We start from the raw sequence: 13,214 nt of genomic DNA on the forward strand, positions 1-13,214 counted from the left end.
TTAGCGCCCTGCAGCATTCAATTGTCGGGTATGGACCTCGCAGGTGATCGCCCGCGGCTCACGGCCGTGCTCGGCCCGACCAACACCGGAAAGACCCATCTCGCCATCGAACGCATGCTCGGCCATGCGAGCGGCATGATCGGCTTCCCGCTCCGCCTGCTCGCCCGCGAGAACTACGACCGGATCGTGGCGATCAAGGGACGGGCGCATGTCGCTTTGGTGACGGGCGAGGAGAAGATCGTGCCGCCCGGCGCCCGCTGGTTCCTGTGCACGGTCGAGAGCATGCCGCTCGACCGACCGGTCTCCTTCCTCGGCATCGACGAGATCCAGCTCTGCGCCGACCCGGAGCGCGGCCACGTCTTCACCGACCGGCTGCTGCACGCCCGCGGCGGCGCCGAGACCATGGTGATGGGGGCGGAGACGATCCGGCCCCTGATCCGCAAGCTGGTGCCGGAGGCGGAGTTCGTGACCCGACCGCGCTTCTCCGAGCTGACCCACACCGGCATGCGCAAGCTGACGCGGCTGCCGCCGCGCAGCGCCATCGTCGTGTTCTCGGCCAACGACGTCTACGAGATCGCCGAGCTGATGCGCCGCACGCGCGGCGGCACCGCGGTGGTGCTGGGCGCCTTGAGCCCGCGCACGCGCAACGCCCAGGTGGGGCTGTACCAGTCGGGCGAGGTCGACTACCTGGTGGCGACCGACGCCATCGGCATGGGGCTGAACATGGACATCGACCATGTCGCCTTCGCCCGGCTGACCAAGTTCGACGGCCGCTTCCCGCGCCGCCTGCGCGCCACCGAGATCGCCCAGATCGCCGGCCGCGCCGGGCGGCACATGGCCAACGGCACCTTCGGCACCACCGACGAGGCCGGCACCCTGGACGAGGAGCTGGTCGACCGGGTCGAGAACCACCGCTTCGACCCGCTGCAATCGGTGATGTGGCGCAACGCCGATCTCGACTTCCGCAGCCCGCTCGGCCTGCTGCGCAGCCTGGAGCGGCGGCCGCAGCGGCCGGAGCTGCGACGGATGGCCGAGGCCGACGACCAGCTCTCGCTCGGTCTCCTCATGCGTGACGCGGAGCTGACCGGCCGCGCCCGCAATCCGGCGGCGGTGCGCCTGTTGTGGGAGGTCTGCCAGATCCCGGACTTCCGCAAGGTGCTGTCCGACGCCCATATCCGGATGCAGGGGCAGATCTTCCGTCAGCTGACCAGCCCGGAGGAGCGGCTGGACACCGACTGGGTGGCCGAGCAGGTGGAGAAGCTGGAGCGGACCGAGGGCGACATCGACGCGCTGGTCGCCCGCATCGCCCATATCCGGACCTGGACCTACATCGCGCATCGCGGTGCCTGGATCGCCGATTCGGCGCATTGGCAGGAGCGCACCCGCGCGGTCGAGGACCGGCTGTCGGACGCGCTGCACGAGCGCCTGACCCAGCGCTTCGTCGACCGGCGCACCGCTCTGCTGGTCCGCACGATGAAGGCGGGCGGCGAGCTCCTGGCCGCGGTCAACGCCCGGGGCGAGGTGCTGGTCGAGGGCGAGCACGTCGGCAGCATCGAGGGCTTCGCCTTCCTGCCCGACGCCACCATCGAGGACGACGACCTGCGGGCCATCCGCAGCGCCGCGCGACGGGCGCTGAAGGACGAGGTGGCGGCCCGAATCGCCCGGCTGGAGGCCGCGCCCGATGCCGATTTCGCCCTGGCCGCCGACGGCGTAGTGTCCTGGCGCGGCGTCGGCATCGGCCGCATCGCCGCCGGCCCGTCGCCGCTGGCGCCCGCGGTCAAGGTGCGCGACACCGACCTGCTGGACGGCGCTGGCCGCGACCGGGTGGCGGCACGGCTGACGCGCTTCCTGGCCGACCATGTCACGCAGGAGCTGCAGCCGCTGCTGCGGCTGCGCGACGCGGCGCTGAGCGGCGCCGCCCGCGGCATCGCCTTCCAGCTGGTCGAGGGTCTGGGGATCCAGCCGCGGCGCGCGCTGGAGGGGCTGATTCACGCCCTGACCGCGGCCGACCGCAAGCAGCTGGCCGGCTTCGGCGTGCGGTTCGGGCCGAGCCATGTCTATCTGGCGCCGATGCTGAAGCCGCGGCCGACCGCGCTGCGCGTGCTTCTGGGCGCCGTCGCCGCCGGCCGCAAGCTGCCGGCCGTCCTGCCCGCGCCGGCCCGGATCTCGGTGCCGGCGGAGGAAGGCCAGGACGCCGCGGCGCTGGACCTGGCCGGCTTCGTTCCCTGCGGCCCGCGGCGCATCCGGCTCGACCGCATCGACGTGCTGCGCGACGCCGCCGAATCGCGCCGCCGCCGCGGCGGGCTGACCGCCGATCCTGCGCTGGCGCCGATCGTCGGCTGCACCGTCGCCGAAATCCCGGCTATCCTGCAGGCGGTCGGGTATCGGCCGGCCCAGGACGACGAGGGACGCGTGACCTATGTTCCGGTGAGGACCAGACGGCCCCAGGCGCCGCGGCGCGCAGCGGCGGCGGCCGACAGCCCGTTCGCCAAGCTTGCCCTCCTCCGCCGCGATGGCTGAGCGGGACACCGACCGCCCGCGGCTGGACAAGTGGCTGTGGCAGGCGCGCTTCTTCAAGACCCGCAGCCTGGCGGCGAAGCTGTGCTCCTCGGGCGGCGTCCGCATCGACGGCGTCCCGACCCAGAAGGCGCATGCGACGATCCGTCCCGGCCAGGTGCTGACCTTCGTCCAGGGCCGGCACATCCGCGTCATCGAGGTGCTGGCCCTGGCCGAGCGCCGCGGCCCGGCCAGCGAGGCGCAGCTGCTGTACCGCGACCTGCAGCCGCCGACGCCGGAGACGGCGCTGCCCATGGCCGGCGGCCCCCGCCCGACCGGCCGCGACCGCCGGTCCCTTCCGCCGAAGGGCGGCGGCGATTAGATCTAGCCGATGCTGAGCCACATTCTCGACTGGGCCCGCGGCGACGCCCGGCCGGCTCCGGACGATGCGACGCTGCGCCGTGCTGTCGCCGCGCTGCTGATGGAGGCGGCCCGAATCGACGATTCGCTGGACGAGGCGGAGCGCGAGCGGATCCAGACGCTGCTGACCTGGCGCTTCCGGCTCGGCCCCTTCGAGGCGGCGCAGCTGGAGACCGAGGCCGAGCGCGACAGCGACGGCGCCGTCTCCTGGCACGCCCTGACCCACACCATCCGCGAGCATTGCGACGAGCCGGCGCGCATCCGCATTGTGGAAATGCTGTGGGATGTGATCCTCGCGGATGGTAAGGTCGACGACCTTGAAGCCAATCTGATGCGGCGAGTCGCAGCGCTTCTATTCGTCTCGGATGCGGATAGCGGCGCTGCCCGCCGCCGCGTGCTTGCCCGCAACGGCGCCGCGGCGGCCGCCGAAGGAGACCCGGAGTAAATCAAGTATGGCCTATGTGGTGGGTGAAGCTTGCATCAAGTGCAAGTACACGGATTGCGTCGAAGTGTGCCCCGTGGACTGCTTCTACGAGGGCGAGAACATGCTGGTCATCCACCCGGACGAGTGTATCGACTGCGGCGTGTGTGAGCCGGAGTGCCCGGCCGAGGCGATCAAGCCGGACACCGAGGCCGAGGCCGCGGAGAAATGGGGTGAGCTGAACCGCGAATACTCCGCGATCTGGCCGAACATCACCCGCAAGAAGGACGCGCCGGCCGACGCCGACTCCTGGAAGGACGTGGGGAACAAATTCGCCGAGCATTTCAGCCCGAATCCGGGCGAAGGCAATTAACGATTCGCCGAGTCCGCCGGCCTGCATTGCAAAAAAAGCGTCATACCGGGGCGGACTCGGCCTTCATATCGGAAGCGCAACGTATTATAATCTTTGTCCATTCCCGGTGCTGACGACCACATTCCGACCCATCACCACAGGGCCGGAATCGACTTCTGCGTCTTCGTTTCGGTGCGGAGGTCCAAGGCGGTCACGGCGCGGCGAATTGCGGGGCGGCGGCCATTTGGCGGCCATCGCCGCTGGGTCCGACCACAGAGGGTGACTCCATTGGCAGACATGGCTCAGGAACTTGAGTACGACGTTGGCGACTACGTCGTGTATCCGGCGCACGGCGTCGGCCGCATCGAGGCGCTCGAAACGCACAGCATCAGCGGCATGACCGTGCAGCTCTACGCGATCAGCTTCGAAAAGGAGCGGATGACGCTCAAGGTTCCTGTCGCCAAGGCCAAGAAGTCGGGCCTGCGCAAGCTGTCGTCGAAGGACCGGATCAAGACCGCGCTGGAGACCCTGACCGGGCGCAGCCGCGTGCGCCGCACCATGTGGAGCCGCCGGGCCCAGGAATACGAGGCCAAGATCAATTCCGGCGACCCGGTGTCGATCGCCGAGGTGGTGCGCGACCTTCACCGCGCCACCGACCAGCCGGAGCAGTCCTACAGCGAGCGCCAGATCTACCAGGCGGCGCTGGAGCGCCTGGCGCGGGAGCTGGCCGCGGTCGAGAAGATCGACGAGGTCAAGGCGACCCAGAAGCTGGAGCAGGTGCTGAAGAAGGCGGCCTGAGACCTTCTTCCCACGAAAACAGGCGGCCTTCGGGCCGCCTTTTTCATGGCGATGATTAGGGCTGGTTTCACCGGGGCGAGCCGCTAAACTGCGGCGGCAGATGACCAGCTCCTCTCTCCCCGTTCGCGCGTGACCCGCGATTCCGAAAAGTTCGCCCGGCTCGGCCGCCCGAAGCGGATCTGGGCCGTCGGCGCCGTGCATGGCGAGGTCGACCGCCTGGCCGTGCTGCACGACCATGTCGCGGCCCGGTTCCAGCCCGGCGACCGGCTGCTCTATCTCGGCAACCTGATCGGCCGGTCCGACCGGCTGCATGCCCTGGTCGACGAGGTGCTGTCGATGCGGCGGGCCCTGATCGCCCGCCCCGGCGTGCTGGCCGAGGACGTCGTCTTCCTGCGCGGAGCGCAGGAGGAGATGTGGCAGAAGATGCTGCAGCTGCAATTCGCGCCGAACCCGCAGGACGTGCTGCGCTGGATGCTGGCGCAGGGGGTCGACGGCACGCTGCGCGCCTATGGCGGCCGGCCCGAGGAGGGCCTGGCCGCGGCGCGCGAGGGCGCCGTCCGGCTGACCCGCTGGACCAACGGGCTGCGCGAGGCGATCCGCGCCGCCCCCGGCCACAACGCGCTCTACGCCGCGCTGCGCCGGGCCGCCTACACCGAGGATGACGGCATCCTGTTCGTCAGCGCCGGGCTCGACCCGAGCCGGCCGCTCGCCGCCCAGGGCGACGCCTTCTGGTGGTCCGCCCCCGCCTTCGCCGCGCTGCAGGAGCCCTATGCCGGCTTCCGCCGGCTGATCCGCGGCTACGACCCGGCCGGCGGCGGGCTGCGGCTCGACGGGCCGGCGGTGACGCTCGATTCCGGCTGCGGCCGCGGCGGCCGCCTCGCCGCCGGCCTGTTCGACCCCGACGGGACGCTGGTCGAGATCGTCGAGGCCTGACCGCCCTTTTCCCTGTAACGGATCAACCCGTTCCGGCGAATTCATCACTAGGGACGAACCCCGACCCGGCAAGGGAACGCCGCCACAGGGGAGGGTGTTCGTCTATCGAGGTCGCGGGATGGATCCGCGGCGCCGTTCGGCCGAAGAGGGGGCATCCATGCCGCATCTCGACGATCCGGAGACCCAGCGCGCCAACCTGAAGTTCATCAAGGCCTCGATGAACGAACCGCTGCTGTCGCGCGAAGCCGAGTTCGAGCTCGCCCGACGCTGGCGCGAAGACCATGACGAGCCGGCGCTGCACGCCCTGGTGCGGGCCTATACCCGGCTGGTCATCGCCACCGCCTCGCGCTTCCGCAACTACGGCCTGCCGATCGGCGACCTGGTGCAGGAGGGCAATGTCGGGCTGATGCAGGCCGCCGCGCGGTTCGAGCACGACCGCGAGGTGCGCTTCTCGACCTATGCCGCCTGGTGGATCCGCTCGGCGATGCAGGATTACGTGCTGCGCAACTGGTCGATCGTGCGCACCGGCACCACCGCGGCGCAGAAATCACTGTTCTTCAACCTGCGGCGGCTGCGCGCCAAGATCGAGAGCGCCGACGGCCAGTCCGGCATGACCCAGGCCGGCCGCGCCTGGATCGCCAGCGAGCTCAGGGTCGACATCGCCGATGTCGAGGCGATGGAGATGCGCCTGGCCGCCTCCGACCAGTCGCTGAACGCCCCGATCTCGGAGGACGGCGAGGACGACTGGCAGGGCCTTCTGGCCGACAGCCGCCCCTCGCCCGAGGAGGTGGTGATCGGCCTGCGCGACAACGTCACCCGCTCGCGCTGGCTGGCCGAGGCGATCGGCGCGCTGAGCCCGCGCGAGCAGACCATCATCCGCCAGCGCCGCCTGCGCGACAGCGGCGCGACGCTGGAGGAGCTGGGCCGCCAGCTGGGCGTCAGCAAGGAGCGGGTGCGCCAGCTGGAGCACCGGGCGCTGACCAAGCTGCGCGCCTCGATCTCCCGCCGCGTGGCCGAACCTCGGGAGCTGTTCCTGGAGGAGTGAGGCTCCGTCCTCATTCCACGATCAGCTTCACCTTGGTCCCAGGCGTCAGCGCCTCTCCGGCGATGTCGTTCAGCAGCCGGAACTGCGCCTCCGCCGCCTCGACCCGCATGCGCGCCACCAACGCCGGCATGGTGTCGCCCGGCTGAACCGCGGCGACGGCGAGGCGGCGGGGCCGCACCGCGGCGGCCTCGGCGGCGCCGATCCGGCGGAAGCTTTCGACCGCGCCGCGGACCAGCGGGGTTGCCGGGCTGCCGGCCCGGGTCAGGACGGTGAAGCGCTCGCGCCGTTCCGGCGTGGTCTCGATCGCGACCAGCAGCGCTTCCCACCGATCGGCCCCGATCGCGATCCCGGCGACGCCCCAGGCGGCGTGGAAGCCGCCGAGATCGCCCTCGCCGACACCCTGCACGCCCCCGGCCCTGCGGCTCCAGACCCGCTCCAGGAACAGCCGCGCCGGCAGCGCCCGCGGCTGCGACAGCCGGTCGAACAGGATCACCGAATCATCCGGCCCGATCCCCATCACCCGCTGGCGCTGGCGCAGCAGGGCGACGCCGACCGGCGCGTCCCAGCGGAAGCGGGCCGCGGGGTCGATCACGGCCTGGCCGCGGATGGGGGTCTGGCCCCGCCCCTCGCCCCAGGGCAGGCGGTCGACGGCGGCGAGCCAGGCCTCCTCCCCCGCCTCGCCGGGCGGCAGCGCCGCGGCCCGGGCACGGGCCGCCGCCAGCCGCTCCGCCGTCTCCGGATGGTCGCCGCCGCTGATCGCCGCCGTCGCCATCTCCGGCCGGCCCGACAGGGACGCGGCCAGGCGCTGGGCGGCGCCGAGCCGGGCCAGGAAGGCGGGCGCCGCCGCGGGGTCGAAGCCGGCCCGGGCCAGGGCGTCGATGCCGATCCGGTCGGCCTCCTGCTCCTGCGCCCGGTCGAACTCGGCCTCGGCCCGGACCTCCGCCAGCCCGGCGACCGCCGGGTCGACCGGCGGCCGCGCCGCGCGCTGCCGGGCATGGCCGGCGACGACATGGCCGATCTCATGCGCCAGCACCGAGGCCACCTCGGCCTCGCTGCGCGCCAGGGCCAGGAGGCCGCGATTGACCAGCAGGCGGCCGTCCGGCAGCGCCGCGGCGTTGACCTGGTCGGAATCGAGCAGCTCGACCGCCACCCGCAGGCGGCCGCCGGTCTCGGCATCCGCCACCCGCTGGGCGATGCGGGCGACATGGCCGCGCAGCGCCGGCGCGTCGTAGGGGCCGCCGAAGGCCGCCCGGATCGCCTGCGCCTCGTCGGGGGCGGCGCGGGCCATGCGCGGCAGCAGCGGCAGGGCGGTCAGGCCCAGCAGCAGGTCGCGACGGTTCATCTCAGTCCAGCCTCTCGATCTGCTCCATCCGGCCGAGCACCATACGCGGCCCGCCGGACCAGTCGAGCCAGCCGCGCACCCGCACCCGACGCCCCTGCAGCGCCGTCAGATCCTGCCCGGCTTCGGCCAGCCGGCGGACCACCTCCGGCTCCGCCGTCACGGTGAAATCCTGCCGCGGATCGGCGCCGAAGTTGAGATAGGCCCGGCCGCGCACCAGCGCCGCCCCCAGCACCCGCCCTTCGACGATCTGGAAGCGGTCGAGATCGCCGCGGCCGAGCACATCCGCCAGGCGCACCGCGAAGGCGGGATCGCCCCACAGGCCGCGGCCGGCGGCCCGGGCCTCGGCCTCCGCCGCCAGCAGCGGGGCCAGCGCCGCCGCGGGATCGGCGCCGCCGGCATCGACCCGCGCCAAGCCGCGGCGCAGCAGCTCCGCCTCGGGCGAGAGCCCGTCCTCCCACTGCAGCTCGGCCGGCACCCGGCCGTAGCGGTCCGGCGGCGCCAGCCGTAGCGGCCGGACCGGCCGGTCCTGCAGCAGCCCGGCCAGCACCGAGCGGGCGATGTCCCGCCAGCGGCCGGCGGGGATGTCGAGGGCGGCGAGCCGCAGCACCGTGCCGTCGGCCAGGGCGACGGTGCGGCCGTCGAGCACGGCTGAGACCGCGACCGGCGGGCCGTCCTCCGGCGGGGCCGGCGGCTCGGCCCGGGCACCGGCGGCGCAGAGCAGCAGGAGGGGAAGCAGAGCGCGGCGCATCGGCGCAGCATAGGGCAAAGCGCCCGGCATCGCCTCGATCGGCTTTTGGCAACGCGCCGCCGAGTCCGTAGAGTGGAAGGCCGAGCCCGAGCCGACAGCGAGACCCATGCCGCGCGACCTGATCTTCCCGACCATCGAACCCTTCGCCACCGGCATGCTGCCGGTCGACGACCTGCACAGCATCTACTGGGAACAGTGCGGCCGGCCGGACGGCGTGCCGGTGGTGTTCCTGCACGGCGGCCCGGGCGCCGGCGCCTCGCCCACCCATCGCCGCTTCTTCGACCCCGGCTTCTACCGCATCATCATCTTCGACCAGCGCGGCGCCGGCCGGTCCCGGCCGCTGGGCGAGACCCGGCAGAACACCACCGAGCATCTGGTCGAGGACATGGAGCAGCTGCGCCGCATGCTGGGCATCGACCGCTGGCACGTCTTCGGCGGCTCCTGGGGTTCGACCCTCGCCCTGGCCTATGCCCAGGCGCATCCGCAGCGCTGCCGGTCGCTGACCCTGCGCGGCATCTTCCTGATGCGGCCCGAGGAGATCGACTGGTTCTTCCACGGCATGGGCACCTTCTTCCCCGAGGCGCATCGCAGCTTCGTCGAGTTCCTGCCGCCGGCCGAGCGCGGCGACCCGACCCGCGCCTATCACCGCCGGCTGACTGACCCGGACCCGGCGGTGCACCTGCCCGCGGCCCGGGCCTGGAGCATCTATGAGGGCTCCTGCTCCACCCTGCTGCCGAATCCGGAGATCGTCGCCTCGGCAGGCGAGGACGCGCATGCGCTGGGCCTGGCCCGGATCGAGGCGCATTATTTCCTGAACAACCTGTTCACCCCGCCCGACCGGCTGCTGCGCGAGGTCGACCGGATCCGGCACATCCCGGCCACCATCGTGCAGGGCCGCTACGACACGGTCTGCCCGATCAGGACGGCGGACGAGCTGCACCGCGCCTGGCCGGAGGCGACCTATGTGGTGGTGCCGGACGCCGGCCATTCGGCGATGGAGCCCGGCATCCGCACCGCCCTGGTCGACACCATGGAGCGGCTGAAGACCGTCGCCTGACCCCTCTGCCCCCTATTGCGCGCACCGCAGAATCAGGACATCGTTCCTCGTCGGATATTTCGAATTTATCTGATTTGCATTGTTCTTTTTCCGCGGGGAGGCGGGCTGTGGCGATCGTCAACGGCACCCAGGGCGCCGATGTGCTGGCCGGCACGTCGGGCAACGACCAGATCTACGGTCTCGACGGCGACGACAGGCTCGACGGTCTCGCGGGCAGCGACCTGCTGGACGGCGGGGCCGGCCGCGACACGCTCACCGGCGGCGATGGCGCCGACACGCTGCTGGGCGGGACCAACAACGACACCCTGAACGGCGGCACCGGCGCCGACCGGCTGGAGGGCGGGGCGGGCGACGACCTGATCCGCTGGTCGGCGACGCCGGGCCTCGGCACCGCCGTCATCGACGGCGGCGACGGCTACGATTTCCTGACCCTCGACTTCGGCAGCCTGACGGCCAACCTGCTGCTGACGATCGATCGGACGCCCGGGGCGACCACCACCGCCTCCGACGGCACCACGATCCGCAATGTCGAGGGCTTCGATATCTGGGGCGGCCGGGGCGACGACGTCGTGACCGACACCTACGGGTTCATCACGATCGGCGGCGGCGACGGCAATGACCGGCTCACCGGCGGGGCCGGCGGAGACGAGCTGTACGGAGAGGCAGGGCAGGATACGCTGATCGGCGGGGGAGGCCAGGACGAGCTGGATGGCGGCGACGGCGACGATTCCCTGCTCGGCGGCGTCGACACCGACGATCTGGTCGGCGGCGCGGGCGCGGACACCCTCGACGGCGGCGACGGCAACGACGATCTCAAGGGCCAGGCAGGTGACGACCGGATCTCGGGTGGCGACGGCGCGGACGACCTGATCGGCGGCGACGGCAACGACACCCTCCTGGGGGACGGGGGCAACGACGTGCTCAATGGCGGCGCCGGCGACAACGACCTTCACGGCGGCGGCGGCAGCGACCGGATCACCTCCGGCCACGCCAACAACAACCTGATGTATGGCGACGCCGGCGACGACGTGATCCAGAGCGGCGACGTCGACGGCATCGGCCGCGACCAGATCGACGGCGGCGACGGCCAGGATTCCTGGAGCGGCAATTTCAGCGTCGTCACCCGGGCGGTGGTGCTGCAGATGAATCCGGCCGCCGGCGCGCTGACCACGGCATCAACAGGCCTGACGCTGCGCAACATCGAGACCGTCTTCATCCAAGGGAGCCAGTTCGCCGATCTGCTGGGCGCCGCCGCCGGCAGCGACTCGCTGAAGGGACATGGCGGCGACGACCGGCTCTTCGGCGGGGCCGGGAACGACGAGCTCGACGGCGGCCTCGGCGACGACCGGCTGTATGGCGAGGACGGGATCGATATCCTCCGCGGCGGCGCAGGCATCGACCGAATCTGGGCCGGAGCCGGCACGGACACGCTGTACGGCGGCGACGGCACCGACGTGCTGCGTGGCGACGCCGACAGGGATTTCGTCTATGGCGAGAACGACAATGACGATATCGGGGGCGGCGACGGCGACGACAACCTCCGGGGTGGAGCCGGCAACGACGTCATCAGCGGCGACGAAGGTGCGGACAGCGTCTTTGGCGACGGAGGCGATGACTTCCTGAAGGGGGGCATCGGCGACGACACCCTGGGCGGCGGTGGCGGCAACGACGTCATCCGCGGCGACGACGGCAACGACCTGATCGCCACCGGGGGGATCGGCCGGAGCCAGGTCGATGGCGGCACCGGCATCGATACCTGGAGCCACAGCTTCGAGAGTGCCGGCGGCGCCGTCCGCTTCGCCCTCAACATGACTCCCGGGGCGACGTCCACCACATCCGACGGCACCTCGGTGGTGAACATCGAGATCGTCCAGCTGACGGGCAGCGCCTTCGCCGACCGCCTTTACGGCGGCACGGGCGACGACATCCTCAACGGCGGCAACGGCGACGATCTCCTCAGCGGCGGCGCCGGCAACGACACCCTGGGCGTCGGCGAAGGCTCGAATGTCGTGACGGGAGGCGACGGCAACGATCGCGTCACCGGCGGCGGCAGCGCCGACCAGCTCGCCGGCGACGGTGGCGACGACAAGGTGGATGCCGGCGGCGGCAACGACATCGTCTTCGGCGGTCTCGGCGCCGACGAGCTCCTGGGCGGGGCCGGCAACGACCGGATCATCGGCGACGCCGGCAACGACTTCCTCGGCGGGGGCGATGGCGACGACGTCCTGGCCGGGGGCGCCGGAAGGGATTGGCTGTATGGCGAAGCCGGCATCGACACCGTCGACTATTCCACCAGCAGCGCCGCGGTGCAGGTGAGGCTCGGGGTCAATGAGGGCCCCGGCGTCGGCGGCGATGCGGAGGGCGATATCTATTCGGGCGTCGAGGGCATCATCGGTTCCCGCTACGCCGACACGCTCTCGGCCGCCGGCGCCGGCTCGCTGACCGGCGGCCAGGGGGTTGACACGATGCGCGGATCAAGCGGCGCGAACCGCTTCATCTATCAGAGCACGGCGGATACCGGGCTGGGCGCCGGCAAGCGCGACGTGATCTCCGGCTTCAAGACTGCCGAGGGCGACCGCATCGACCTGTCGCGGATCGATGCCGACCCGCTGACCGCCGGCGACCAGGCCTTCACCTTCATCGGCCGGGAGGGGTTCAGCGGCAAGGGCGGCGAGGTCGGCTACTATCTCTCCTGGGACCAGCTGATCGTCGCCATCGATCTCGACGGCAAGAACGGGCCCGACATCGAGATCCAGATCAATTTCGGCGGACAGGTCCTGCCGTCGGTGACGGCGGCCGACTTCGTGCTCTGACGGGCCGGCCGCGGCCGTTCAGTCCGCCAGCCCGCCGCCGCGGGCGTGGCGGACCAGGCGCACCAGCTCCTTCCGCGCCGAGTCGGCGTCGGTCACCGGCGCCGCGAAGGCCAGCCGGGCGACGGCGCCGCCGAGGCGCAGATCGGCGCCGTCGGCGTCGATCCCGGTCATCCGCCAGCCGCTGCCGGTCCGGCCGAGCAGCGCCTGGGCGTAGAGGTCGAGCGCGTCCGCGTGGTCCTGGTTCATATGGGCGAGGATGCCGGGCTCGGCCGCGGCCAGCGCCGGCGGCGGGTCGATCAGCAGATCGGCGGCGTCGAGCCGGTGGATGGCGCCGAAGCCGGCGACCATGTGGCCGCGCGCGACCCGCACCCGCCACAGGCTGAAATCCGGGAAGCCGGCATAGGTTGCCGCGTCCGGGTGCCGGGCCAGGTAGCGGGCGCGCAGCGCCGGGTCGTCCGCCGGCTCGGCCCGGCCGGAGACGGTCAGGCGCGGCCCGGTCAGCGGCTGGTCGACCCCGGCGGTGCCGTCGAACAGCAGCGATGCCCGGGAATCGCGCTCGAGATTGCCGGTGTGCTCCGCCAGCCGCGAGATCAGCAGCAGCGGCTGCCCCGCCGGGTCGGTCGCGACCAGCACGAGCGAGGCGTAGGGGGCGCCCTCGGCGTCCAGCGTCGCCAGGGCGGCGCGGTCGAGGCTGCGCAGCAGGATCCGGGCCCGTTCGGCCGGGGCGGGTTCCGATGTCGTCATCGCGCCGCTACCTCGCTGGTTTAATTGGAAATTACCTCGTCCGAG

The 13,214-nt window shown here is 72.0% G+C and carries 12 protein-coding genes; 9 read left to right on the forward strand and 3 right to left on the reverse strand.

Features of this window, described 5'->3' with window-relative positions; all coding sequences use genetic code 11:
• Nucleotides 1–66: 66 nt before the first annotated feature.
• The 7 genes from G537_RS0104755 to G537_RS0104785 all read left to right on the forward strand — a co-directional run bounded on the left by G537_RS0104755 (nt 67) and on the right by G537_RS0104785 (nt 6,465).
• Nucleotides 67–2,520 (forward strand): helicase-related protein, encoded by a 2,454-nt coding sequence (locus tag G537_RS0104755; protein WP_245578922.1) that lies wholly within the window; start codon nt 67–69, stop codon nt 2,518–2,520.
• Nucleotides 2,513–2,878, forward strand: a complete 366-nt coding sequence (locus G537_RS0104760; RefSeq protein WP_026869123.1) for an RNA-binding S4 domain-containing protein — start codon at nt 2,513–2,515, stop codon at nt 2,876–2,878. The genes G537_RS0104755 and G537_RS0104760 overlap by 8 nt, the downstream gene beginning before the upstream one ends.
• A 9-nt stretch (nt 2,879–2,887) precedes the next feature.
• Entirely contained in the window at nt 2,888–3,361 is a 474-nt protein-coding gene (locus G537_RS0104765; RefSeq protein WP_026869124.1) for a tellurite resistance TerB family protein, read from the forward strand.
• Nucleotides 3,362–3,368: 7 nt separating this feature from the next.
• Entirely contained in the window at nt 3,369–3,710 is a 342-nt protein-coding gene (gene fdxA, locus G537_RS0104770; RefSeq protein ID WP_026869125.1) for a ferredoxin FdxA, read from the forward strand.
• 276 nt (nt 3,711–3,986) lie between these two features.
• Nucleotides 3,987–4,487: a CarD family transcriptional regulator gene (locus G537_RS0104775; protein ID WP_026869126.1), complete on the forward strand. Its 501-nt coding sequence runs from the start codon at nt 3,987–3,989 to the stop codon at nt 4,485–4,487.
• A 129-nt stretch (nt 4,488–4,616) separates the two neighbouring features.
• Nucleotides 4,617–5,420: a hypothetical protein gene (locus tag G537_RS0104780; RefSeq protein ID WP_026869127.1), complete on the forward strand. Its 804-nt coding sequence runs from the start codon at nt 4,617–4,619 to the stop codon at nt 5,418–5,420.
• Between the two features lie 157 nt (nt 5,421–5,577).
• On the forward strand, nt 5,578–6,465 hold the full coding sequence (locus G537_RS0104785) for an RNA polymerase factor sigma-32 (RefSeq protein WP_026869128.1): 888 nt from the start codon (nt 5,578–5,580) through the stop codon (nt 6,463–6,465).
• Between the two features lie 10 nt (nt 6,466–6,475).
• Here the strand turns inward: G537_RS0104785 and G537_RS0104790 are convergent, their stop codons facing one another.
• Complete coding sequence (locus G537_RS0104790; protein ID WP_026869129.1) at nt 6,476–7,807, reverse strand: M48 family metalloprotease; 1,332 nt, start codon at nt 7,805–7,807, stop codon at nt 6,476–6,478.
• Between the two features lies 1 nt (nt 7,808).
• Entirely contained in the window at nt 7,809–8,585 is a 777-nt protein-coding gene (locus tag G537_RS36490) for a thermonuclease family protein (RefSeq protein WP_211230293.1), read from the reverse strand.
• A gap of 76 nt (nt 8,586–8,661) precedes the next feature.
• Here G537_RS36490 and pip point away from each other — a divergent pair, with 76 nt between their 5' ends.
• Together pip and G537_RS0104805 are read left to right on the forward strand one after the other, a co-directional pair.
• Entirely contained in the window at nt 8,662–9,612 is a 951-nt protein-coding gene (gene pip, locus G537_RS0104800) for a prolyl aminopeptidase (protein ID WP_026869130.1), read from the forward strand.
• A gap of 107 nt (nt 9,613–9,719) precedes the next feature.
• Nucleotides 9,720–12,425, forward strand: a complete 2,706-nt coding sequence (locus G537_RS0104805; RefSeq protein ID WP_026869131.1) for a calcium-binding protein — start codon at nt 9,720–9,722, stop codon at nt 12,423–12,425.
• Between the two features lie 18 nt (nt 12,426–12,443).
• Here the strand turns inward: G537_RS0104805 and G537_RS36495 are convergent, their stop codons facing one another.
• Nucleotides 12,444–13,169, reverse strand: a complete 726-nt coding sequence (locus G537_RS36495) for a HugZ family pyridoxamine 5'-phosphate oxidase (RefSeq protein WP_034850648.1) — start codon at nt 13,167–13,169, stop codon at nt 12,444–12,446.
• Nucleotides 13,170–13,214 lie beyond the last annotated feature (45 nt).

This window comes from Inquilinus limosus DSM 16000 (assembly GCF_000423185.1).
GTDB lineage: Bacteria > Pseudomonadota > Alphaproteobacteria > DSM-16000 > Inquilinaceae > Inquilinus > Inquilinus limosus.

Coding starts and splice junctions, on each gene's coding strand:
- G537_RS0104760 (WP_026869123.1), top strand. CDS start 2,513: ATGGCTGAGCGGGACACCGACCGCCCGCGGCTGGACAAGTGGCTGTGG.
- G537_RS0104775 (WP_026869126.1), top strand. CDS start 3,987: ATGGCTCAGGAACTTGAGTACGACGTTGGCGACTACGTCGTGTATCCG.
- fdxA (WP_026869125.1), top strand. CDS start 3,369: ATGGCCTATGTGGTGGGTGAAGCTTGCATCAAGTGCAAGTACACGGAT.
- pip (WP_026869130.1), top strand. CDS start 8,662: ATGCCGCGCGACCTGATCTTCCCGACCATCGAACCCTTCGCCACCGGC.
- G537_RS0104785 (WP_026869128.1), top strand. CDS start 5,578: ATGCCGCATCTCGACGATCCGGAGACCCAGCGCGCCAACCTGAAGTTC.
- G537_RS36495 (WP_034850648.1), bottom strand. CDS start 13,169: ATGACGACATCGGAACCCGCCCCGGCCGAACGGGCCCGGATCCTGCTG.
- G537_RS36490 (WP_211230293.1), bottom strand. CDS start 8,585: ATGCCGGGCGCTTTGCCCTATGCTGCGCCGATGCGCCGCGCTCTGCTT.
- G537_RS0104790 (WP_026869129.1), bottom strand. CDS start 7,807: ATGAACCGTCGCGACCTGCTGCTGGGCCTGACCGCCCTGCCGCTGCTG.
- G537_RS0104765 (WP_026869124.1), top strand. CDS start 2,888: ATGCTGAGCCACATTCTCGACTGGGCCCGCGGCGACGCCCGGCCGGCT.